The 22,571-nt window shown below is 55.5% G+C and carries 22 protein-coding genes, 1 tRNA gene and 2 pseudogenes; 12 read left to right on the forward strand and 13 right to left on the reverse strand.

Features of this window, described 5'->3' with window-relative positions; all coding sequences use genetic code 11:
* The first annotated feature begins 49 nt into the window (after positions 1–49).
* Complete coding sequence (cra, locus tag AACY50_RS26205) at positions 50–1,045, forward strand: catabolite repressor/activator (RefSeq protein ID WP_339431707.1); 996 nt, start codon at positions 50–52, stop codon at positions 1,043–1,045.
* Positions 1,046–1,048: 3 nt separating this feature from the next.
* Positions 1,049–1,825 (forward strand): TatD family hydrolase, encoded by a 777-nt coding sequence (locus AACY50_RS26210; RefSeq protein WP_339431706.1) that lies wholly within the window; start codon positions 1,049–1,051, stop codon positions 1,823–1,825.
* On the opposite strand, the gene AACY50_RS26215 is transcribed toward AACY50_RS26210, so the two are convergent.
* The 6 genes and pseudogenes from AACY50_RS26215 to AACY50_RS26235 all read right to left on the reverse strand — a co-directional run bounded on the left by AACY50_RS26215 (position 1,826) and on the right by AACY50_RS26235 (position 8,236).
* On the reverse strand, positions 1,826–2,215 hold the full coding sequence (locus AACY50_RS26215; RefSeq protein WP_339431705.1) for a hypothetical protein: 390 nt from the start codon (positions 2,213–2,215) through the stop codon (positions 1,826–1,828).
* A gap of 189 nt (positions 2,216–2,404) precedes the next feature.
* Entirely contained in the window at positions 2,405–3,334 is a 930-nt protein-coding gene (locus AACY50_RS28880; protein WP_445261503.1) for a methyl-accepting chemotaxis protein, read from the reverse strand.
* Positions 3,311–4,402: pseudogene (locus AACY50_RS28885) on the reverse strand (methyl-accepting chemotaxis protein); the annotation flags it as partial. The pseudogene AACY50_RS28885 and the gene AACY50_RS28880, both read right to left, overlap by 24 nt.
* A 198-nt stretch (positions 4,403–4,600) precedes the next feature.
* Positions 4,601–5,440: a regulatory signaling modulator protein AmpE gene (ampE, locus tag AACY50_RS26225; protein WP_339431703.1), complete on the reverse strand. Its 840-nt coding sequence runs from the start codon at positions 5,438–5,440 to the stop codon at positions 4,601–4,603.
* A complete protein-coding gene (gene ampD, locus AACY50_RS26230) occupies positions 5,437–5,997 on the reverse strand; it encodes a 1,6-anhydro-N-acetylmuramyl-L-alanine amidase AmpD (RefSeq protein WP_339465507.1) in 561 nt (186 codons plus the stop codon). Before ampD ends, ampE begins: the two co-directional genes overlap by 4 nt.
* 64 nt (positions 5,998–6,061) lie before the next feature.
* Positions 6,062–8,236: a DUF1631 domain-containing protein gene (locus tag AACY50_RS26235; protein WP_339539509.1), complete on the reverse strand. Its 2,175-nt coding sequence runs from the start codon at positions 8,234–8,236 to the stop codon at positions 6,062–6,064.
* A gap of 281 nt (positions 8,237–8,517) precedes the next feature.
* On the opposite strand from AACY50_RS26235, the gene nadC reads away from it, so the two are divergent.
* Positions 8,518–9,366 (forward strand): carboxylating nicotinate-nucleotide diphosphorylase, encoded by an 849-nt coding sequence (gene nadC, locus AACY50_RS26240; protein ID WP_339431701.1) that lies wholly within the window; start codon positions 8,518–8,520, stop codon positions 9,364–9,366.
* 51 nt (positions 9,367–9,417) lie between these two features.
* Here nadC and AACY50_RS26245 read toward each other — a convergent pair whose 3' ends face one another.
* Positions 9,418–9,717, reverse strand: a complete 300-nt coding sequence (locus AACY50_RS26245; RefSeq protein WP_339431700.1) for a DUF6388 family protein — start codon at positions 9,715–9,717, stop codon at positions 9,418–9,420.
* Between the two features lie 275 nt (positions 9,718–9,992).
* Between AACY50_RS26245 and AACY50_RS26250 the strand changes: the two genes are divergently transcribed.
* Positions 9,993–10,487 carry a hypothetical protein gene (locus tag AACY50_RS26250; RefSeq protein ID WP_339431699.1) on the forward strand — a complete coding sequence of 165 codons (495 nt, stop codon included), beginning with the start codon at positions 9,993–9,995 and terminating at the stop codon, positions 10,485–10,487.
* 178 nt (positions 10,488–10,665) lie between these two features.
* Positions 10,666–11,871 (forward strand): site-specific integrase, encoded by a 1,206-nt coding sequence (locus tag AACY50_RS26255; RefSeq protein ID WP_339539512.1) that lies wholly within the window; start codon positions 10,666–10,668, stop codon positions 11,869–11,871.
* Here the strand turns inward: AACY50_RS26255 and AACY50_RS26260 are convergent.
* Entirely contained in the window at positions 11,864–12,403 is a 540-nt protein-coding gene (locus AACY50_RS26260) for a hypothetical protein (protein ID WP_339539514.1), read from the reverse strand. The two genes, AACY50_RS26255 and AACY50_RS26260, sit on opposite strands and share 8 nt — an antisense overlap.
* A 116-nt stretch (positions 12,404–12,519) precedes the next feature.
* Between AACY50_RS26260 and AACY50_RS26265 the strand changes: the two genes are divergently transcribed.
* The 5 genes from AACY50_RS26265 to AACY50_RS26285 all read left to right on the forward strand — a co-directional run bounded on the left by AACY50_RS26265 (position 12,520) and on the right by AACY50_RS26285 (position 16,658).
* Positions 12,520–12,720, forward strand: a complete 201-nt coding sequence (locus AACY50_RS26265; protein WP_339539516.1) for a helix-turn-helix domain-containing protein — start codon at positions 12,520–12,522, stop codon at positions 12,718–12,720.
* A gap of 252 nt (positions 12,721–12,972) precedes the next feature.
* Positions 12,973–13,104 (forward strand): hypothetical protein, encoded by a 132-nt coding sequence (locus AACY50_RS26270; protein WP_339539518.1) that lies wholly within the window; start codon positions 12,973–12,975, stop codon positions 13,102–13,104.
* Positions 13,101–13,340 carry a hypothetical protein gene (locus tag AACY50_RS26275; protein ID WP_339539520.1) on the forward strand — a complete coding sequence of 80 codons (240 nt, stop codon included), beginning with the start codon at positions 13,101–13,103 and terminating at the stop codon, positions 13,338–13,340. Before AACY50_RS26270 ends, AACY50_RS26275 begins: the two co-directional genes overlap by 4 nt.
* Before the next feature lie 523 nt (positions 13,341–13,863).
* On the forward strand, positions 13,864–14,877 hold the full coding sequence (locus AACY50_RS26280; RefSeq protein WP_339539522.1) for a toprim domain-containing protein: 1,014 nt from the start codon (positions 13,864–13,866) through the stop codon (positions 14,875–14,877).
* Positions 14,874–16,658 carry a DUF927 domain-containing protein gene (locus AACY50_RS26285; RefSeq protein WP_339539524.1) on the forward strand — a complete coding sequence of 595 codons (1,785 nt, stop codon included), beginning with the start codon at positions 14,874–14,876 and terminating at the stop codon, positions 16,656–16,658. The genes AACY50_RS26280 and AACY50_RS26285 overlap by 4 nt, the downstream gene beginning before the upstream one ends.
* Positions 16,659–17,190: 532 nt before the next feature.
* Here AACY50_RS26285 and AACY50_RS26290 read toward each other — a convergent pair.
* Together AACY50_RS26290 and AACY50_RS26295 are read right to left on the reverse strand one after the other, a co-directional pair.
* On the reverse strand, positions 17,191–17,406 hold the full coding sequence (locus AACY50_RS26290; RefSeq protein WP_339539526.1) for a DUF4224 domain-containing protein: 216 nt from the start codon (positions 17,404–17,406) through the stop codon (positions 17,191–17,193).
* Positions 17,403–17,678 (reverse strand): ogr/Delta-like zinc finger family protein, encoded by a 276-nt coding sequence (locus tag AACY50_RS26295; protein WP_339539528.1) that lies wholly within the window; start codon positions 17,676–17,678, stop codon positions 17,403–17,405. The genes AACY50_RS26290 and AACY50_RS26295 overlap by 4 nt, the downstream gene beginning before the upstream one ends.
* Positions 17,679–17,906: 228 nt before the next feature.
* Between AACY50_RS26295 and AACY50_RS26300 the strand changes: the two genes are divergently transcribed.
* Together AACY50_RS26300 and AACY50_RS26305 are read left to right on the forward strand one after the other, a co-directional pair.
* Complete coding sequence (locus AACY50_RS26300; protein ID WP_339539530.1) at positions 17,907–18,632, forward strand: hypothetical protein; 726 nt, start codon at positions 17,907–17,909, stop codon at positions 18,630–18,632.
* Positions 18,633–19,270: 638 nt separating this feature from the next.
* On the forward strand, positions 19,271–20,329 hold the full coding sequence (locus AACY50_RS26305) for a hypothetical protein (RefSeq protein WP_339539532.1): 1,059 nt from the start codon (positions 19,271–19,273) through the stop codon (positions 20,327–20,329).
* 162 nt (positions 20,330–20,491) lie between these two features.
* Here AACY50_RS26305 and AACY50_RS26310 read toward each other — a convergent pair whose 3' ends face one another.
* The 3 genes and pseudogenes from AACY50_RS26310 to AACY50_RS26315 form a co-directional block, all read right to left on the reverse strand.
* Positions 20,492–22,015, reverse strand: coding sequence for a hypothetical protein (locus AACY50_RS26310; RefSeq protein ID WP_339539534.1), 1,524 nt, complete (start codon positions 22,013–22,015; stop codon positions 20,492–20,494).
* A gap of 3 nt (positions 22,016–22,018) precedes the next feature.
* Positions 22,019–22,087: pseudogene (locus AACY50_RS28890) on the reverse strand (SEC-C metal-binding domain-containing protein); the annotation flags it as partial.
* Between the two features lie 250 nt (positions 22,088–22,337).
* Positions 22,338–22,413 (reverse strand) — tRNA-Thr (locus AACY50_RS26315).
* Positions 22,414–22,571 lie beyond the last annotated feature (158 nt).

The raw sequence follows: 22,571 nt of genomic DNA on the forward strand, positions 1-22,571 counted from the left end.
GATTGGCGAAAATTTCGCGGCAAGCTCGAAAACACAAGGAAATACCGGGTTGAAACTCAGTGATATCGCGCGGTTGGCCGGAGTGTCCGTGACCACCGCCAGCTACGTCATCAACGGCAAGGCCGAACAGCAACGCATCAGCACCGCCACCGTCGAGCGTGTGCGTGCGGTGGTCGAGCAGCACGGCTTCACGCCCAACCCTCAGGCGGCCGGGCTGCGCAGTCGGCATACGCGCACCTTGGGGTTTATCCTGCCGGATCTGGAAAACCCCAGTTATGCGCGAATTGCCAAACTGCTGGAACAAGGTGCGCGGGCGCGCGGCTATCAGTTGCTGATCGCCAGTTCCGACGATGCGCCGGACAGCGAGCGCCAATTGCTGCAACTGTTCAAGGCGCGCCGCTGCGATGCATTGATCGTCGCCAGTTGCCTGCCGGCCGGTGACGACAGTTATCGTCAGTTGCAGGCCAAGGGGCTGCCGATCATTGCCATCGACCGGGTCATGGAACCGGAGCATTTCTGCTCGGTGATCAGCGACGACCGCGAAGCCAGTCTGCACCTGACCCAGAGCCTGCTCGATCCGCAGCCCAAGCAGATCGTGTTGCTCGGTGCCCGTGCTGAGCTGAGCATCAGCCAGGAGCGTGCCGCCGGTTTCAAACAAGCCCTCGCCGATTTCCAAGGCGAAGTGCTGGTCGAACACGCCGAATCGTTCAGCCGCGAATGCGGCAAGCAATTGATGGAAGAGCTCCTGCAACGCCTGGGGCATTTGCCTGACGCGCTGGTGACCACGTCCTACGTGCTGTTGCAGGGGGTGTTCGATGCGCTGCATGACTTCCCGCTCAAGTCGCGGCCGCTGCGCCTCGGCACGTTCGGCGATACGCAGTTGCTGGACTTCCTGCCGCTGCCGGTCAATGCCATGGCCCAGCAGCACCAGTTGATCGCCGACAAGGCGCTGGAACTGGCCCTGGCGGCGGTCGAGCAGTCGGAGTACAAGCCCGGCGTGCAGGCCATCGCGCGGACCTTCAAGCAGCGTATTCACCAGGGCTGAACCGTGGAGTTGATCGACAGCCACACCCACCTGGATTTTCCCGATTTCGACGCCGATCGCTCGGCGTTGCTGGCCGAAAGCCGCGCCCTCGGGGTGCGGCGGATGGTGGTGCTGGGCGTCCATGAGGGCAACTGGCAACGGGTGTGGGATCTGGTGCAAAGCGATGCTGATCTGTACGCGGCGTTCGGTTTGCACCCGGTGTATCTGGATCAGCATCGCCCCGAAGATTTACAGACACTCGGCGACTGGCTGACGCGGTTGCGCAGCCATCGACAGTTATGTGCGGTGGGCGAGATCGGTCTGGATTACTTCATCGAAACCCTCGACCGCGAACGCCAACAGGCGCTGTTCGAGGCGCAGTTGCAACTGGCGGCGGACTTTGAATTACCGGCGCTGATCCATGTACGCCGCAGCCACGCGGCGGTGATTGCCACGCTCAAGCGTTTTCGATTGAAACGTGCAGGGATCATCCACGCGTTTGCCGGCAGCCGTGAAGAGGCGCGCGAGTACATCAAACTCGGTTTCAAACTGGGTTTAGGCGGCGCGCCGACCTGGCCGCAAGCGTTGCGCATGCATCGGGTGCTGGCGGATCTGCCGCTGGATTCGATCGTGCTGGAAACCGACTCACCGGACATGCCGCCCGCGATGTTTCCCGGCCAGCGCAACAGCCCGGCGCACTTGCCGGCGATCTGCGAGGCGCTGGCCGCACTGATGAACATCAGTGCGCCACAACTGGCCGACGCCAGCACGGCCAACAGCTGCGAAGTGTTTGGCTGGTAATCAGTCGCCGTGAGCCTTGGCGGCTTCTAGCACCAGCGTCAGATGCTGGCGCTGACGCGCGTATCGAACGGCAACGAAGTACAGAAAAATAGTTATCAGCGACGCATTCAACTGCTCGGTGACGCTCAGCAGCCCTATCCACTCCATCACCAACGCCAACAGCAACGCAATGCACGCCGTTATTGACACGCCAAAGCGCAACAACGCCAGCGAATCGAGAGACTTGAAGCGTTTGATCTGTTGCGGGCAGCGCAGCTCCAGGCTTTTGTGGCAATGCTGGCAGGTGAACGGTTCATTGATTGCGATGGCATTGAGTTGCCAGGGCTTGAGCACCAGGGTGATCTGGCAGTGGGCGCAGTGGCCCTGGATGCCCAGAGCTGCAACAGTCATTAGCGGCCTTCTCCATGCAGCCTTGTGAAGCGTGATCTTGGTTGATCGAAGGCGAAATGCCAGAGCATGGAGAAAAACAAGAAATGTCTTACATAGGCTGGCAAGCAAGGACTACAAGCCATTCAGACAAAAAACCGGACCTGTGGGAGCGGACAGCCCACGCCCACAGGAAACAAGGTGTTTCATGAATCAGACGCGAAACGCGCTGATCAGGTGTTTGAGTTCCACGACTTGAGCCGACAACGCCCGACTGGCGTTCTCGGTCTGGTGCGCGCCTTGCGCGGTACGCTCACCGGCGCGGTTGATCTCGACGATGTTCTGGTCGATGTCATGGGCCACCGCCGTCTGCTGCTCCACCGCAGCGGCAATCTGCTGGTTCTGATCGACGATCATGCCTACAGCGCCGAGTATATTTTCCAGCGCCTGCTGGACCTTTTCCGACTGCCCCACCGTGCCATTGGCCATCTGATGACTGACACCCATGGCTTTGACGGCGGCACCGACGCCGCCGTGAAGCTTGCCGATCATCTGCTCGATTTCTTCAGTCGATTGCTGCGTGCGCTTGGCCAGCGTGCGAACTTCGTCCGCCACCACCGCAAAACCTCGCCCCTGTTCCCCGGCCCTGGCCGCTTCGATTGCGGCGTTGAGCGCCAACAGGTTGGTCTGTTCTGCAATGCTTTTGATCACTTCCAGCACGCGACTGATCGATTGGCTGTCGCTGGCCAATTGGTTGATCACCTGCACTGACTGGTCGATTTCGCTGGCCAGCGCAGCAATGCTGCCCTGCTGCGACTCAACCAGGCAGCGCCCACTGACTGTCTCTTCATTCACGCTGTGGGCGCTGCTTACCGCTGCTGCGGCACTGCGTGCCACCTCCAGCGAGGTGGCCGACATCTGGTTCATCGCGGTCGCCACTTGCTCGATCTGCGAGCGTTGCCCGGCGACAGCTTGATTGCTTTGTGCAGAGACATCCTCCACTTGCCCGGCCTGACGCTCGACTTCGCCAACGGTTTGGCCGACGCGCTCGATCAAGTCATGAATCTTCTTCACCGTGCCGTTGAACACCTCGCCCAATTCGCCCAATTCATCGCGGCTATTGGCCTTGAAATTAACCGTCATGTCGCCTGCCGCCACCTTGTCCATCATCGCGCCGAGGCGCTTGAGCGTGGTGCGGGTCGAGGCGTAGAAGCCGCCGTAGAGATAGAAGATCAGCACAAACACCACCGACAACGCCACAGCCTGCAAGACCATGTGCGTGCGGTTTTGCACCAGGCGCTGCTGCAATTGGGTGTCGAGGAATTTCAACGTCGCTTCGTTGAGCAGGTAGGTTTTGTCCATCAGAACGGTGACCTGGTCGTAAAACGCCTGCCACGGCGCATCCAGGGTGTCGGCCATCACCACTTGCTCTTCGAACAACTCGCTGGCCTCTTTGAGCGACGCCTTGCTGCTGTCGGCCTGAGCACTGAGGGCTTCACGCGCCACGTTGCTGGCGCCGAGGGCATCCTTCAATTTCAAACCGTACTCGGCCTGGAGCTTTTCGATCTGCACCAGCAACTCGTCAAAACGGGTGCTCGACGAACTGTTGAGAAAACCCTGGCCCAACGAGTACGAACCCATGGCCCGACCGTCGCCAAGGGTCTGCGTGACGGTCGGAGTGATCAGGGTCACCAGTTCGCTGAGCTGACGGATATCGCCCTGGTTGTCGCGGCTCAACCCGGCCTGACTGCTGATGATCTGGCTGAAAATCTGCGCACTGGCCAAGAGCTTTGCGATCAGGGCGCTTTTGCTTTGCAGCGAGCGTTCCGCTTGCTGGGCTTTGAATGCAGCCAGCATTTCATCGCGCTTGCCGTCGAATACCTTGATCTGCTCAGGATCGTCGCTCATCGCCGTCAACCCTTGCAGACGAGCCAATACCGTCTGTTCGAGGGTGGTGATCTGCGACTCGACGTTACTCGCCTTACCGGACTGGCCGAGGGTGACGTTGATTTGCACCAGATTGTTGAGGGTCTCCAGATCCCGGCGCAAGGCCAGGCTGCTGCCCAGCAGGTCGAGGCTCTGCAATTCGACTCGGGTGCCCTGAAACTCACGATAGGAATCGCGTACCAGATAGAAATTGGTCACCAGCATCGGCACCAGGAACAGCACGCTGATCAGGCTGAACTTCATACCGAAGCTCAGACGGTTCATCAGCGAGACGGCGGGATAGAGCAAGCTCTTCACTGGAAGTCTCCCTTGGTTTTTCTTGTTTTTATTGGCAGGCGCGGGGCGACAGCAGATAGCCACTATCGAGCGCCATCTCTGTATAGCTCAAAACGAAGGGAGTTTTTGTAACTTAAGGTTAACGGCGGGGTGTGCCGAGGGAAATGACTCCCTCGGCACCCTCTATCAGTGAATCAGAACTGTCCACAAGGCAAACCCGGCAAACCACAGCACCGCCGCACGCAGCAGCAGTTCCCACAGGCAATCAAGGGTGTTGATGCCTTCAGGGCCCACCGCAGGTGGCGGGATCTCCCCCGCCGCCAATCCGACCTTGTTGATCAGTTGCGCAGCACTGATGTTCCAGTTCAACAGTTCATGCAGCATCACCCGACTGACCGCAACGAAGTTGCCCACCAGGGCAAAACTCGCCGCCAACAATCGCACCGGCACCCAGTCGAAGGCATGGCGCAGTTGCGCGGCCCGTTCAACCAGTGCCGGGTTCTGGCCATGTTCTTCGGCCAGCGCCAACAAGCGATAGGCCAGCGCAGCCACCGGGCCGAGCACGAAATACCAGAAGATCACCGCAAAGAAGCTCTGATAGGCCTGCCACAACAAATGGCCCTGGACCTGATCGAGCAATTGCTCGCCACTGTCGGCGCAGATATCCAGATCACGCTTGGCAACATGGGCCGCCGCTTGCAGATCCTCACGGCGCCAGGCATCGCGAAACGGCCCGAGACCGCCCAGCAAGTCGCCGCGCCCCAGACTGTAAATCACCACCAGTAAGTGCACCGGCAAGGCCAGCAAGCCATAAGCCACAGGCTCCAGCACCACCAGCAACAAGCCGAGCAAGGCCACCGGCAGCAACACCAGAATCGTCAGCACCAGCCACGGCCGATTGGCCAATCGCGCGCTGCTTTCGAGTTTGTTCAGTTCGCGGATCCATCCGCCATCGCGTTGAACCCGATGGCGCAGGGCCGAGAACTTCTCGACCCAGACTGCCAGCAGTAACACCAGAAAACTCATTGTCCTTCCTCTTGTGCCAGGGCAGCGCGGTAACGCGCCCAGTCGAATGCCGGGCCAGGATCGGTCTTGCGCCCGGGTGCAATGTCGCTGTGTCCGCAGATGCGTGCGCCGGTGATCGCCGGAAATGCTGTTTGCAACTGCCGCGTCAGCCTTGTCAGTGCCTGATATTGCGCATCGGTGAACGGCAGATCATCGGTGCCTTCGAGTTCGATGCCCACGGAAAAATCGTTACAGGTTTCGCGTCCGTCAAAAATCGACACGCCCGCATGCCACGCCCGCTCAAGACAGGAGACAAACTGGGTGACCTTGCCGTCACGCTCGATCAGAAAATGCGCCGAGACTCGTAGGTCGGCAATACCTGCAAAGTAGGGATGTTCGGTGACATCCAGACGGTTCTGGAAAAATGCCTGCACCTTGCCGGTGGCGAATTGCGCAGGCGGCAGACTGATGTTGTGGATCACCAACAGGGAAATTTCGCCCGCAGGGCGTTCATTGAAGTTGGGCGATGGGCAGACCTGCACCCCGTGACACCACCCGCTAGCGGGATCCAACTGCATACCGATTCCTTCAACGCCGACTGTGTTGGCGCCCAGTATGCCGTGATCGGCCCCCGGCGCGCGATCACTTGGCGCGATTGAGTCGCCTCAGATTGCCCAGCACCGACTCCAGCGCCCGGTCGAACAACAAGGTGTCGTCCAATGCGCGTACCGCACCACGGCGAAACTCAAGGGCCAGGCCGATACGGCTGCGCTCCAGCACTTTCATCCCGGTGCGGTCGACAAACACATACTTGCCGGTGGCTTCGATGATCGCCGCGAGTTTGCAGCGCAGGGTATGTTCCTCATCTTCCTCGAACGCCACCCAACTGCCCAGACGCAGTTGAGCGACCTGACGCAGCCCGGCGTCATCGCAAGGCAAACGAACCAGCGCCATGCCGTCCTCATCAGCGGTTTGCAAGACGATCTGCTGCGACACCTCGACCAGCGCCGTGGCCTCATCCGCCTCTGCGGAACGCTCCAGCACGCGAACATGCAAGGCTTCGAGCTCACTGAAAAATTCGCTGGTGGCAAACGGGTCGAACGCCGAACAGGTCAGGCCATCACGCAATGACTTGAGCAACCCCGGTACCAGCGCCAGCAGACGCAGGCTCGATTGCTCGTCTTCATGCCGCTGCACGCTCCAGATCAGTTGCGTCATGGTTTGCACATCGGCCTGCCATTCGGCGGATTGATCGCCATGCTTGAGGCAGGTCAGCAGCAGCACTTTGCTCCAGGCGTCCTGCACGAACGTCACCACCGACGGTGGCAGGACTTTACCCAACAGTGCCTGATTCAGCGCCTGCTCGACTCGGCGCCGCGCCAGGTCGGTTTTCGCCCGGCCCTCTTCTGCATCGCGTAATCGCTGTTCGAGCAACTCGCTGCGACGACGTTCGTCGCTGGTGAAAGCGAGGAAGTCGGCCAGCAACTCGGAGAAAATCGCCGGGTCATCGACAAAATCCGTCAGCAAGCGCTGCACCACTTGTTCGATACGCTGATACAAACTGTCGCGCGCATCACCGTCACAATTGCCCCAGCCCATCGCCGCGTCGGCGATTTCGTTGAGCAATCGCCGCGCCGGATGGCTGCTGCGGCTGAAGAAACTCTTATCCAGCACCGCCACCTTGAGCATCGGGATTTGCAAGCGGGCGATCAAGGCCTTGAGGAAGTCCGGCAGATTGCGGTCATCGAGAATGCAGTCGAACACCATGGCAATCAGGTTGATCACGTCTTCGTCTGCGCCGCCGACAATCCGCGATTTGCCACTTTTGACACTGACCCGCGTCAGCAACTGTTCGAGTTGATTGCGCAGATCGAAATCGTCTTGCGCTGCCAACGCCGGCACGTATTGCTGCAAGTGTGACAGCAGGCGCAGCAGGTCGCGGGTGGTGATCGGCTGGGCGCAAACGCTGGGTTCCAGAGTCGGCGCGACACTGCCGCGCACCTGCAACAACAACGCCTGCAGCGCGGCGAAGACTTCCTGCACGCTGTCGTCCGCGGGCGGCGGGCCCTGGCTTTCTTCGCTGTCCACCGTGGCCGCAGCACGATCGATAGCTCGCCGCGCCGGTGCCGGTTTCAGGTCCGGCAACACTCCAGTTGCGCTGAGCAGTTGATTGGCTTCGGCATAAAGTTGTTCCGTGTCCGCCAGTACATAGCGCTCGAACAGTTTAAGCAGGATCAACTTGACCTTGATCTCCACGCCGAGGTTGCGTCCGGCTTGCAGGAAATACTCGCAGAGCAGCGCCGGGCCGAGCGGGTTGGTTTGATCGTCAAGGGTGTTGCCGAGCAGCGCGTTGAACCGGGTGCTCAGTTGATCGAGCGCGAAGCCATCGCGCTTGAGCACTCGACCGACCATGGTTTCAACCGCCACATTGCGCTCCATGTCATCGGTGCGCGGTGCCAGGTCTTCGTAAATCAGGGCGTGCGGTAGCGTGTTGTGCGTGAAATCGTATTGAGTGAGGCCGACAAAGGCTTCGAAGAACTGTTCGAGAAAGCCGCGCTCAATGTTCTTGCGCTTGAGGCGCAGGTCGCGCATGGCTTCGAAAAAGATATTCTGCTCGACGTCGTTGCGTGCGCGGTCGGCCATTTCAAACAAGGTGTCATCGGCGTTATCGAACAGCTCCTGCAAACCCTGGCGAAGTTGCTGGGCAGCCTTGTCGCGAACCTGAAGCAGAATCACTGGCAGGCGGGCGAGCGGCGAGTGATTCGCCTGATCGGTAGCGGCCTTGTGCAAAGGCACTACTTTCCCGTCGTTGTGCATCCAAGCCTCCTGGAACGGTGATTCTTCTTTGAGCACAAACCTCGAGCGCAGGAGATGTCAAAGCTATGACGTCAAATGCAAGGCGGATTATCTTGCAAAAGATGTCTCCAGCGCCAGAGGCGTCAGGGTTTCCCCTATGCCCGCCTACCTTGCAATGACCGCGCGTTCGCCGGGTTTGCTCACATAAAATCGACCGAATGCAGACCAGCACGCGCGTTCCCGCCTTGGGTTGGTTCGTGCCATGCCCCTATAATCGACCCACTTTGTTTGTGGAGCCCGTTATGCCGAATCTACGTCTCGCCGATTTGACCGCCGAAATCGAAGCCAACGTGCGCCGTGCGTTGCTCGAAGACATCGGCAGCGGCGACATCACCGCGCAACTGATCCCGGCCGAACGCCTGGCCAAAGCCACCATCATTACCCGGGACGCGGCCGTCATCTGCGGCACCGCGTGGGTCGATGCGGTATTTCGCCAACTCGATCCACGGGTGGCCGTGCATTGGCAGGTGACTGATGGCGAGCGGGTGAAGCCCAATCAGCCGCTGTTTCATCTGGAAGGCCCGGCCCGTTCGCTGCTGACCGGCGAACGCAGTGCTCTGAATTTCCTGCAACTGCTCTCTGGCGTGGCAACGCATGCGCAATACCTGGCAGACTTCGTGGCCGACACTCAGGTCAAGCTGCTCGACACCCGCAAGACCCTGCCGGGCCTGCGCCTGGCGCAGAAATACGCGGTGACCTGCGGCGGTTGCCATAACCACCGCATCGGTTTGTACGACGCGTTTCTGATCAAGGAAAACCACATCGCTGCCAGCGGCGGCATCGCGCAAGCCATTGCCGCCGCGCACAAGATCGCCCCGGGCAAACCGGTGGAAATCGAAGTGGAAAGTCTGGATGAGCTCAAAGCAGCACTGGCGGCCGGCGCGGACATCATCATGCTCGACGAACTGAGCCTGGACGACATGCGCGAAGCCGTGCGCCTGAACGGCGGCAAGGCAAAACTGGAGGCCAGCGGCGGTATCAACGAAAGCACGCTGCTGCCGATCGCCGAGACCGGGGTCGATTACATCTCGATTGGCGCGATGACCAAGGATGTCAAAGCGGTGGATCTGTCGATGCGCCTGAGTCTCTAAGACCTTCACGCGATAAAAAACGCCAGCCCGGTTGAGGCTGGCGTTTTTGTTTCAGACCACCAGATTATTCATCTCGCAATACTCTTGCCACTCGACGCCCAGCACTTCGGCCGCCTCTTTGTGCAGCACCAGACGCTGCGCCTCGAACTCCTCTGGCGTGCTCGTGTACTTGAGCGTCAACTCCCACGGCTGCAAGCCCTGAGCTTCGGCTTCGTCTTCGAACGCCCACTGGATCTGATCTTTCTGATCATCGGGACTGAGATCCTTGATCTCTTCCAATAGCTGCGGCGCATCGAGTTTGTATTTCTCCAGCGCTTGTTCGTGACGTTGCTCTTGAGTTAATTCGGTCATGGCGTTCTCGCTGATCGTAAGAATGGAGGATGGATCTGGATCATCAAGGATCTCTCTGACGCGGTTTGTCCGGCCTTCGGAACCATTCGGGATCATCTGAAAACTGCTGGGCGATGCTCATGCAGGCACCGAATATAGGACGTTTGCATGACGAATTACACGGCTCTTTACATCTCTCCCACAAAAAGTTGACCTGCGGAACATAACGGTGGATTTCGAGTCATAGCGATGTGCCACTTCGGCACCCTCTCCGCTGTTCACAAGGAAAACCAGTGATGCGCAGCTTTTCGAAGATGTCCTCCATTGTCTCCGTCACCACTTTAATGGCTGCACTGGCCCTGCCGGCCAGTGCAATGGCCGTTGAACTGAGCACCAGCAGCCCCTCCTATGGCGACAAGGTTTCTCTGATTCACAACGATTACGGCAAAGAGGTCGTCATCAGAAGCGACATCAGCATCGATGAACTGAAAAAGATGCGCGACACCGTCAATGATCAGTCGCGCCAGATTGAAGAGCTCAAACGCAACAGCGGTTCGAGCAGCAGTGCCAGCAGCAAGGAAATCGATGAGCTGAAGAACAAAGTCAAAGAGCAGGATCGTGAATTGGACACACTTGGCCGTCAGGTCGAAGACCTCAAGCGCAACAGTGGCTCGAGCTCCAGCTCGAACAGCAGCGAGATTTCAAACCTGAAGCAGAAGATCAACGATCAGGATCGGGCGATGGACCAGCTCAAACGCACCGTTGAGGATTTGAGCCGCAAGGTGAAATAAGGGGATGGTGCCCGAGACAGGAATCGAACCTGCGACCTTCGCGTTACGAGTGCGTTTTTAGCCTCAATGATTGCGGGCCAAGCCCGGTAAAACTTGAGAATGAGCGTCTGGTTGAGTCCGCCGAAACAGACCCGTATAGTCGTTTTTGCTGTCACCTTGCTGTCACGGACGCTCTCGCATGAAAACCAAGATCACCGCCAAAATCCTCTCGGGCATCCAAGCTCAAGAAAAGCAATTCCGCATACACGACACCGCCCAGCCCGGTCTGTCTATCCGAGTGCTGCCCAGCGGCCACGCCAGCTACATGGTGAGCTGGGGCAGAAACAAGGCAGCCACATTGGGTCGCGTAGGAATGATGACTCTCGACCAGGCCAGGACTGAGACAGCGCGCTGGCTTGCAGAGGCGCACGCCCATGGCACCCCGCTGATCGCCGCCAAGAGCAAGCGACGAACTGCGCATACCCTCCGAACGTACCTGGATGAAAGCTACTACCCCTGGCTGGAAACCCACCACAAGGCTCACCAAAAGACGCGGCACGCCATAGAGTACAGTTTCGTCACGCTGATGGAGAAAACTCTGTCTGAGATAACGCAGCACGATCTTGAGACAATGCGAGTGAAATGGCTGACCGCCGGCCTGACAGATGCCACGGCAAATAGAAAGCTGGCAGCCCTCCGAGGTGCAATATCCAAAGCTGTAGAATGGGGAGTGCTCGAGCAGCACCCGATGGCGAAACTGAAGCCGATGAGGCTCGATACTCGAGGTCGTGTCCGATTCCTTTCCCAGGAAGAGGAGCAACGTTTGCGCCAGGCGCTGGATGATCGAGAGGAGCGAATCAGGGCCGAGCGCGACAGCGCGAACAAATGGCGTGCTGAGCGAAAGAAGGATGCGCTGCTGGATCTGAGGGACAGAGCATTCGCCGACCACCTTAAACCGATGGCCATCATCAGCATGAACACCGGTCTTCGCCGGGGCGAGCTGTTCAAGCTGACCTGGGCCGACATCGACCTGCAGCAAAAAACACTGACCGTCGCTGGCGAAGGAGCCAAATCCGATCAGACAAGGCACATTCCGCTGAACAAGGAGGCTCTCGCGGTGGTGAAGGCCTGGAAGGATCAATCAAGCGGTGCGCGGGTCTTTCCAAGCAAAACAGGTGGCGTCATGGATAACGTCAAAAAATCTTGGGATGGCGTATTGAAGGCTGCAGGCGTAAGCAGTTTCCGATGGCACGATCTGCGTCACACCTTCGCGTCGAAGCTGGCAATGAAGGGGGTGCCGCTCAACACGATTCGGGATCTGCTGGGGCACGCCGACCTCAAGATGACTCTACGCTATGCCCACCTGGCGCCCGACAGCAAGGCAGCAGCGGTGGAGCTTATTTAGCGTCCGAATCCACCCTCATTCTTTTGTAATCGTCATAGGAAGGCGAGAACGGTTTGTTGTTCTCAATAAACGCGACGTAGCCCTCGACCATTGGCCACTCCTCCCGTATCAAGTCCAAATTCAGCGAGTACTTCCATGGCGGTGAGTACCCGAACTCTTCAGCTTGACCGTTCAAATCTCCGTATAGGTCAGTTTCACCTTTGAAGTAATCGCCCCCCGTTACGACCATCGCCTCTCGCCACGTAGTTTCTCCGGCGTATGCAGGCCCGAGTACCCCCGCCCTCACCTTAAAAAGCACTTCGTCTTCTGACCAGATAGCGGTGAAAAGACTCATGAAACTGATTTTTTCGCCACCGTTTTTCGAACCTGGAAATGGATTATCTACCTCGCTAGCGTCCAGTCCATTTTCTAAAAAAGTCTCCAGCAGCTTCACAATTTTTTGATTCTGCGATGCTGCGAACATTTCCAGTGCTGCCTTGAGATATGGATCAATCCGCGCGGAAAGCACCACCTTTTTCGATCGGTTAGCCATCTGCCATCCCTATTCGTCTACAAACAAAATGCTTGCAGATTATGTTACTTACAAATAATATGTTTACGTCCGATACAGTATCGTACAGTCCCATAGGGCATTCAAGGAGAAAACAGATGAACCACGCAGAATCGCCATCCTCGCTGTCTGTAAGCGTTGAGGAAGCAGCACGCCTGACGAGCCATTCACGGTCGGGAATTTACGAAGTGATTGCGTCAGGTGACCTCAAGGCATTTAAGCTCGGACGCCGACGTTTGATATTGATGACAGAGCTAAAAGCTTGGATCGAGCGAGTAGCAAGGCACGGCGCCAGGTGAAGGCGGCAGCACAAAAGGGATCACTACGAGAAGGGACTAAAAATACACCGCGGCCGAACGAATGCAGGCCAGAAATGAAAAGTGCCGAGTCAGTGTTTCGACCACTGACCCGACTCACCGCACAGAACTCTCAGGAAAAACCATGCGATCAATGAATTCTACTCCTCTGTTGAATACCGATGCCAGCCCCGTCCCCATTGAGATGAACCAATCGGTCACGTGTGGCCCTGCGGCACCTCAAGGAGCATCGGCATGATCACCATTTCCCTATTTGATCGCGCCGGCCAATCGCTGGGTCAGCTAACACTGTCCTCAACCACCTTCCTGGTCGATCTCGAAGCCCTACGCAACATTGGTGCATGGCGCGTGGGAGTTAAGAAATGAATCGCCCCTACAGCCTTTCAGAAGATGAGTTTTACAAATTGGAACGCGCTCAAGAGTCGATCACCTTGATGAGTATTTTGTTCGGTGAGGTGCAGCGATCCACTACCTACACACCTCAGATGATCGCCTCGATTTTAGATTCGCTTGGGGAGGACATCTCGCTGGTAATTCAGTCCATGGTTTGCCAACTACCGAAGCCACGCGTTGAGTTCCCGGAGAGAACCCATGTCGTCTGATTTGAAAAATACCCTCGTAGATCTGATCGGCTCGCTTCACGAACTGATTCGGCAGCTGAAACGCCCGATGATAGCGCCTGAAGATGAATTATGGACATCACATGACATCGCCGCTTACTTGAAACTGTCCCCCTACACAGTTGAGCGCAGAGTGGTTGTTCAGCCCGGCTTTCCGACGAGCGTACAGCCTTGTGCTACTGGAGTAAAAGCCGCGAAAAGATGGTTTGCGACAGAGGTAATTACCTGGTTACGACAACATCGCGCCAGATTGCCCAAAATGAGGCACCCAAGAAAATAGCTTTACAGCTACCTACAACTGATGTGAGCCACAACGCAGGTTAGCGAGCATACAAACTCCCTAAACCGCCTCCCATCTTTACGGGAAAATCGAGATGAACACTCTTCAAAAGCGCAGAGATGCGTTGATGGGATCGGCTTGCCCGAAAAAAGCCTCTGATGCAGACAAAGCCACTCACAGCAGTTTGTTTGTATGGATCAGCGTCGTGCGGGAGGAGGCGAAACCATGATGAAGCCTAGCCCCGTCGAACTGATCCGACACACCGCGCAGCACGCCCTAAGCGCAGCGGAAACGCTGTTACCTGAATGGTTTCCCAGTGGAACGCGCAAAGGCCGCGAATGGGTGGCTGCGAACATTGCTCGCGGGGATCGGAAAGCCGGTTCCTTCGGCGTTTCGCTCGACTCTGGCCGGTGGAATGACTTTGCCGACAATGGCGCTCATGGCGGCGATCTAGTGTCGCTGCTGGCCTACCTGCGCGGATGTGGGCAGATGGACGCAGCAAAGGAAATTGATGAGCGCCTGCGCCTCGGCCTGTTCAATCTTACGGCTGCCGATGCTCAGCAGTTTCATGAACGCCGTCGACAGGTCGACCAGCAGCGCGAATCGTGGCGTGCGCGTGAGCAGCAGCTCCAGAAGGAGAAAAATCGTGATGCGGCCCTTCATGCTTCGCAGCTCTGGAAAATGGGGAAGCCTGCCTATCCGCTGCACACCTACCTGCTGGCGAAAGGTGTACAGCCGTATCTGTTGCGCCAGTCGGGTCAGGGCCGTCTGCTGGTTCCGCTCTGCGATGACGGACGCCTCATCAATCTGCAAATCATCACCCCGGACGGCGGTAAACGCTTTTTGAAGGACGGCCGTGTCCAGGGCTGCTATTCGCCCCTGGGCAAGTTCTCCGAAGGCTGCCGCCTATATGTGTGCGAAGGCTGGGCCACGGGCGCAACCCTGCACCAAAACACTGGGAGTCCGGTGGTCTGCGCAATGAACGCGGGCAACCTGAAACCGGTGGCCGTGGCAATGCGTGAGCGCTACGGCGCAACGCTGGATCTGGTGATTGCCGGGGATGACGACCGCGACACGGTAGGCAACCCGGGAAAGCGCGCTGCCAACCAGGCAGCCCGCGCAGCCGATGCCCGTGTGATTTTCCCCGAGTGGCCCGATGACGCCCCGTCCGACCTATCAGATTTTAATGACCTGCACCTATGGCTTGCGGGTCAATCCAAGAAGAGCCTCAAACCATGAGCACATACGAAAAACCTCCGAGCTTGAGCTTGGTGGGCGAGCCGCAAGCGCCTAAAGCGGAAAAGCTGGATCGGCCCCGCTACGCAGTTTATGAGCACCCTTGCACCGTGGAGAGCAAGTTCCACAAGGCTGGTACCTGGTATCACGGCCTGAAGCAAAGCGGGCCGGATGAAAAGGCCATCCCCATAGATAATTGGATCTGCGCACCGTTAACCGTCGAAGCCGAAACGGTTAACTCGGAAGATGGCACCATTGGCCGGCTGCTGTCATTCAGTCACCGGGGAAAGCGGATTGAGTGGGTCATGCCCATGGAAGCACTGGCCGGTAAAGGCGATGAGGTTCTGAAGGTTCTGATGGGGCGGGGGCTGGTCATCGAGCACCACCAGCGCCGCCAGATCGTGCCCTACCTCGCTAGCCATCAATCGCCCGAGTTGGTGATCGCGACCACTAGCAAACCGGGTTGGCATGAGTCCGGGGCATTTGTGCTTCCATCTCGCGTCATTGGTGGCGACAACGTGCGTTTCCAGGACTCTGGCAGGGCAGCCAATATCTTCACCAGCAAGGGGGCTATCAGCGGCTGGCAGACCGAGATTGCTACCCACTGCCTGGGCAACCCTGTGTTGATCCTGTCGGTCTGTTGCGCGTTGGCAGGGCCTCTGCTCGCCAAGGTGGGGGTGAATGGAGGCGGTGTGCACCTGGTGGGTGATTCGTCTAGTGGCAAATCGCTTGCCCAGCTCTTGGCCGCGTCCGTGTGGGGCAATCCAGGGAGCTTCGCTGCGTCATGGGACGTATCGAAAGGCGGTGTCGAGATTGAGGCTGCCTCGCGCAACGACACCGTATTAATCCTGGACGAAATTAAACGGGCCGACCCCAAGCGAGTTCAGGAAATGGCGTATGCCATCGCCAACGGCATGGGCAAGGGCACCATGACCAGGGAGCGAGAAGGGCGCGCCAAATTGACCTGGCGTGTATTGGCGCTTTCCAGCGGCGAGCGCTCATTGTCGGACCATGCAGCCATCGGTGGTAGTGGCGCCCACGCCGGGGCCGAGCTGCGCATGGTGGACGTCAATGCCGGTACTCGTACACACCGCGCTTTCGATGATGTGCACGGAATGAGTGGGCAAGAGTTTCACCGAACGCTTAACGATGCTGTTTCTCAGAATTATGGCCATGTAGGCCCAGCCTTTGTGGAGTCACTGATTCAACAACCCGAGGATCTGCATAGCGCCTTCCGACAGGTTAGGGAGGCCTTTGCCACAGAGGGTTCACAGGCTGGTCGTGTAGCTGATCGTTTCGCGATTATGGCTCTGGCCGGTGAATCGGCTATTCGCCGTAATCTGCTGAACTGGCCCAAAGGTACCGCCGTCAATGCATGCCGACTCCTGTTTAACGAATGGCTTTCAACAATGGGAGACGGTAGCGCGGAGGATCGGCAAATACTGCGTGGCATCGCTAACTTTATTGACTTGCACGGAGACAGTCGCTTTTCCGAGTTCCGTCACTCTGGCACCACTACTGTGCATAACCGAGCCGGTTATTACGAAGTCGATGATGGTGTGCGCCTGTACTTATTCAATAAGCCAGGTCTAGCAGAGGCTGCTATCGGTTTCAGTCTGGATAGGATTATTCGTGCGCTTCAGAACGTGGACGCGCTCGCCAAAGTGGATAATGAGAAAGGCCAGAAGCGCGCCAACAAAAGCTACTTCATGCCAGGAGGAGGGAAGTCGCGTTTTTATGTGATTGATCCCGCAAAACTCGAACACGAAAGCGCAGGCCGATGAGGCAATTTTGCGCGCCAGCGCGGGCGCTCTCAATTGTCGCAGTGAATCGATTCCCTTTGTCGTAGTGACCCGCTTCCCTTGAAATCATGCAGCGAAGGCGCGCGCAGTTGTCAGGCTGCTTATGGCTTGGCAACTGTCGGCAGCAGTTTTTCTAAGGGAATGAGGGAATGAGGGAATGAGCCAGCAAATACACGGCCTACAGCATTCCCTTAATAGAATAGAGAAAAGGGATAAGGGAATACATCTCTGTTTGATAAAGGCTTTCCCCTCTCAAAAATTCCCTTGAAAAAAAGGCAGGGAATAAAGAATGGCTCTGTAAGCCCCGGTTTATAAGGGCTATCCCTTAATCCCGCGTATCCCTTCTGTTTTCGAAATCAGACGCGGTAACAGGGGGGGGTATGTGGTTTTCGTTGACGGATCTAAAAATTTTGATCTAGCTTGCTGAGGTTGGAAGCCGAGGTGAAGGACAATCAGGCACGCCACCGCCACTGCCCCCCCCTCTTGGCGAGCAGCTTTTGCTCTGCCTGACTAGTCACAGGATGTCAGGAGCGTATTTGTCGTTCGCTGGCTGCATATCCAAACCGCCCGCTCGATTGATTAGATCAAGAGTTGTCCAGGGGCCAGTACGACCGCGAAAAAATCGTACCCCCTGATCTATCAATGAGCGCTCAACATCCGAGCGCCTCTGGTATCCCGTAACGCGCTGAAGATCCTGAAAGGTCAAAACCCCTGGTACGGCTCCTGTCATGTCAAAATCTCCAATTGTTCAAGAAGTTGCATTTGCTGATCTCCGGAAAGTTGCAATAGCCGCTCCAGTATGGTGCCGTGATCTTTTATGATCTTAGATGGTTTTAGCGTGTGTGAGAAACATAGCTCCGACACAAACCCATGCCCGCAAGTCGGCTCAAGGCATATGCAGTAGAGCTTTGCGTACTTCGGCGTTTCTTCTGCAACTTTGGTGATGAGTGCTTTATTGCCACAATCTCTACAGTTAATTCGCATCGCCCCCCCTAAAAACATAAAAAAACGTTGTGCCGTGTTAATATTAACATGTAGTCATGACATGCTTTTCGACTTCTTATTGGCCATATTAAAAACAACCTATCTCTGAGCTAGGCGCTTAATGACCTACTTGATTCTTCTTGGAAACGTGTCGTCATCAGCAACACGACTGCAGATGGCCGAGAAATCAAACCACAGACGTGTATTAACTCACGTAAAATAAATTAACTGACGAAGGAACTCGACATGCAACTCGCCACTATAGATCACGACAACCTCGCACCAGAGCTACTGGAGCGCGTGGATTGCTTTAACACCGACAAAGAACATTACACCTCTCTGCAAACGCAGCTCACCGAAGTCATACAGGAAAGCCAGCGGCTTAATCAAAAAGCCGCTGAGCTAGAAGGGCAAGCAAAGCGTGCCGATGCGTCTTGGAATAAACTAGCGAATTCAGCCACCGTCGACCAAGATAAAATCAATGAAGAAATTGAACGTAGCGCAAAACTTAGGAGCGATGCTCAGGCGCTACGAGCCACCGCCGAAGCCAGGACCGGCCTTCAAAATAACTTGATCATTCGAGTAGCAGAAGCTCGTCTAAAGCTGGCAAGCGCTCCCAATGCGATTAACAAGGCGCATTGGCAAGCCCAACTTGCAAAAGTATTTGCTCAAGACGGTATGCGGGAAAGTCTACTAGAAATGTTCGCTTTGTCCCGCGCATTGTTTCTCAAAAGTCTTGAAGAGCACGACGGTTTATTGCGCGGCTGTAATAGCATGCGCGAGAGACAAGCAAAAACTAATGAGCTTACCTGGAAGGCTTTCGGTAAAGACCTTGAGAAACTGTTTGGCGATGATGAAAAAAGCGCACAAGCACCATCATTGGTAACAATGCCACCCATTGTGTCGAAAGAAGTATCAGTGAACACACCTGGTGAATTGCTGAGACTTAAAAACGAAAACCTTGATCGCTGAAAGTGTCCAACGGTGAGGGTGTTTCGGGGGCGCTAGCCCCTGGAGAACCCTCGCCCTAGCTGCCTCACTCTCTCCTTCGATCTACCACCACCCTGCAAGGCTTTTCTGTTTCGAAGACTCTCAAAAAAGCTGTTTTCAGCCCCGGCCCCGAATGAGCGGAACCTGTGTTTTCGAATGCAGCAGAGCCAGCGCTCACCCGAAGAAAATTGTAATCGACAAAACCCTGCCAACTTGGCTGAAAGCCTTTATTCGTATGGCCTGCACGCTTTTCATTTGCTCCCACGGAATCATGAATGCAACCAAAAAAACAAGCCGTTTATTTTGAGAAAATTCTGTCGCCCCCCTATTGCCATTGGGCTTGATGTCTCTAAACGTGCCTAGGAGGGGCCTGTCGCCTGTACTATGGCTTGTCATTTTTCTTCAAAACGTTGCACAAAATGAAATTGGCGATTTCTTGGGAGGCCCCACGGCCCGCCTGTGCTTGACGATGGGTTGCACTACATCTGTGTTTGCAAAAAAAACGCACACGAAGCGCGTCGGCGGGAGGGGGATAAGTGCTTTTTTGGCGGTTTTTTTTTGAGTAGGCAGTTTTTACGGAAGGCTTCAGAATGCTACCGACTCCTTGAGGCATGGACGAAATGGACTACACAAAGACTTTGAAGAAGCTCTACAAAGCGCCTGAATTGAACGCGTCGCTGATTATTGAGACCTTTAAGCGTCGCGAAGGCATCTCGGTCATTGTCGAAGAAGTTGACGTAGGCAAGCCTGGATTCAAGATAACTATCGACAAAAGCAACTTCCTACTACTAAAGCACCCTATTGAATATTTCAACATCAAATGGGGAAGAGCAACAAGCATTCAATCCCGCATGCTCCCCTATGGAATTCCTATCCCTTTATATTTAGGGCAAGGGGATATGTCGGAAAGCTTCCATAAAGCCATGACCTCACAAACCCCAGATACTGCAGTGGAAAAATGGCTCTATGATATTTTTGAAATAGACCTAGTTGCTGCATACTTCCTGAATTACTTTTCAAAAAGCGAAGCACTTAAGGACTACCGCCTAATAATCCTTGAGGCAATTGAGTCGTTTTATATGGGGCTTGATCATGCAGCAATAATGTCCTTAATCCCTGTGTTTGAGGGTGGATTACGCAAGCTACAAAATCTAATACTAGATGAGGACAAGGGCAATGTAAGCGGCCCCATTTTCGAGAAAAGGCTTAGAGCGATCTTGAAACACTGGGGAAGTCGCCGTGTTAGCGATTACGACTGGCACCCCGGGATGTATGGCATCGATAGCATCGAAGTAGATTTTTACACACACATCTGCCCACAATCAGATGTTATAAATTGTTTCAGGCTATTCTTTAAGAATGTTCTCTACAAACCTTCTGAATCGCACAACGAGGGATTCAATAGACACATAATAGTTCATATGTTAGGAAACAACTTTAATCGCGCTACAAATTTCTTCAGGATATTTCTAGCGCTGACTCATATTACTTTTATTGAAAGCCTAACTAGCGAACATGTGCCTTTTTTTTGGCGCGGCTATGATGATGAATCAAGGAGATTGGGACAGTACCTAAAACAAATTTCGGAGATCATGGATGGACGTCGTAATTTGATAAAAAGCTTTGGCGTTCCTGGATATCCAAGTACATCACTCCCTCTGTATAAAAGTCCTTCCTGAGCTTGGCCGAGAGCAACAGAACTGCCAAGGAGTTCCGCACCCTGCTTTAAAACGACCGAGCTACGGATTCGAGATTTGATTTTGCAGTGACATTCTAACTTACCCAAACAGACCGTAAGTTAAGGGCTAAACCTTCCGGGCGGTACAACCTCTTTTTATCGTTCACAGCGATGGTGTCTTCTGCGCCATCGCCAATGTCGAGTTCGTACAACGCTCGGCATAGATGCTGGCCAGCGCCGACTGGTCGAGTGCCTGAAGATCGCTCATGTCCGGCGCTCCGAACATTAACTCAAGAAGCCGCTCTTTTGGCGTTTTGGTGTAGTTCGAAAGGATGAAGTCATACAGTTCCAGAGGTGTCTCGGCTGTCGCTGTACGCTGTCCAAGCGTGCCGAAAAAAGTATCGGGATGACGTTGCCATGCAGCTATTTCTCCTTCCGATAGATCCCACGTGGATATCACCGATGTTCCGTCGTCGAGGCTTAGACCACAGTACGCTTTGCGCTCCGCTTCCATCACTGTTGCAGTCGTAAGAACTCCCTTTCGTTCACGTCCCTCCTCATCTTTGACAAGATAGCACTGACCAATAATCAATCTAGGTGCACCCTCCCCAAAGGCGAATTCCGGAATCTCTCCGTCAAAGGTCGATGGGATTTCAGAGTGATCTCGCATCGCTCGCAGGAGTTCGTGCATTTCTATATGTCGCTCTCTCGCATCAATAGCAGCCCGTAAGCTTGGAAATTGAGTGTCATGTTTAAAATCTTGGATCTGGAAACCATCCGCCATTGTCGAGCAGCGAATCGCCTCAGTATGAAGATGGTGATGCCACGGGGTGTTGGTCACGACCACGTAGGCATCCGGCAGTGGCTTGCCATTGATTAAACGCCCTTCAAACGCCCTCAAATCTGCCAGTGCAGTCCGAAGATAATCGGGAATGTCGCTCCCCGCTGTAGTATCTGGGACGTTAATGTCGATGAAAACTATGCGCTGGTGATCTGCCGCCTTAGCCAGCGCGCGGTTCAGTTGACGGCCGAGCCGAAATTTTGTACCCGCTCTATGCTTGGCTTCGATCGAAAAGCGATTCTTCGTGCGCTTGTGAGTGGCGACAAACTCACAGTGCGAACTGGTCCGGTCGTCCTCATTCTCAAATTCCAGGTCAAAACCTGCGCGAATGAGCGTTGCTGCGACGTACACCTCATACTGCGCTCCAGCGAAGTTGTCTCCGTTCTTGAGGCGGCCAATTAATTTATCTTGCAGCTCGGCGTTGTGATCAAGCGCATACAAGTCATATGCAAGGTGCAAATAGGCTGCAACCGCCCCTGTCATCGGCGCGGAATGAACCCGTCCCGAATCTGTTATGAACGTCCGCTGATAGATGCACAGATGGTGGTACCACAACAAGATAGGGTGCCGTTGATCGAGTGGTTTCGCTAACTCCGCATTACCCCAATCTACGCCGATCGCAATTTTGATGTAGTCAAAAAGGAAGTCGTGGAATGTTCGCCATCCCTTTGAATGCAACAGCCTGTTCCTGACTGCAACCAGTCGATAACCGGATGCTTCTATCGAAACAATAGGACGTCCCAGCCCCTGCTGTCGTTCCCGCTGTACCTGGTGTGCAACTGCTCGATCCCTCGCTTCAAGCATATGCGGTACTAAATGCGCAGGCAGCTGCGGAATGTGCGCCACAACTCCATGGCATCTTTTGTATTTACGACCACTACCGCAGGGGCAGGGGGAGTTTCGCCCTATCTTCGCCACATTCGTGCCTCACATTCGCGGCTTTCGAAACTGCAGCTGTCATCCGCACCGATCTTTGAGGCACAGCCCCATCAGCGGCAATATCTCGAACGTAGAAGGCGTGCTTACTGCCCAAATTTTCGAGTTAGCTGTAGAAACAAAAAGAAACCGCCCAAGCATGGCTCTAATGTTTTTTTTCGCCTGATGCTGTCACCCTGCTGTCACGACAAGTTCAAGCATCCGCAAAAAACCAATAAACACCATATTTTATTGGTGCCCGAGACAGGAATCGAACCTGCGACCTTCGCGTTACGAGTGCGCTGCTCTACCGGCTGAGCTACACGGGCGGTGGGCTAAACCTAGCACCGCTCTTGAGGTCCGTAAGCGTCTGGCCAAGTCACCTTCAAAACTCCAGCATTAAGGGCGATGGTGTCCGCGTATTTTTAAGCGGACGCGATCGCCCTTAATCGCCAGGATTTTCATGCGCCAACGAAGCTCTTATCCC

Source organism: Pseudomonas sp. RA_15y_Pfl2_54, assembly GCF_963971015.1.
Classification (GTDB): Bacteria; Pseudomonadota; Gammaproteobacteria; order Pseudomonadales; family Pseudomonadaceae; genus Aquipseudomonas; species Aquipseudomonas baetica_A.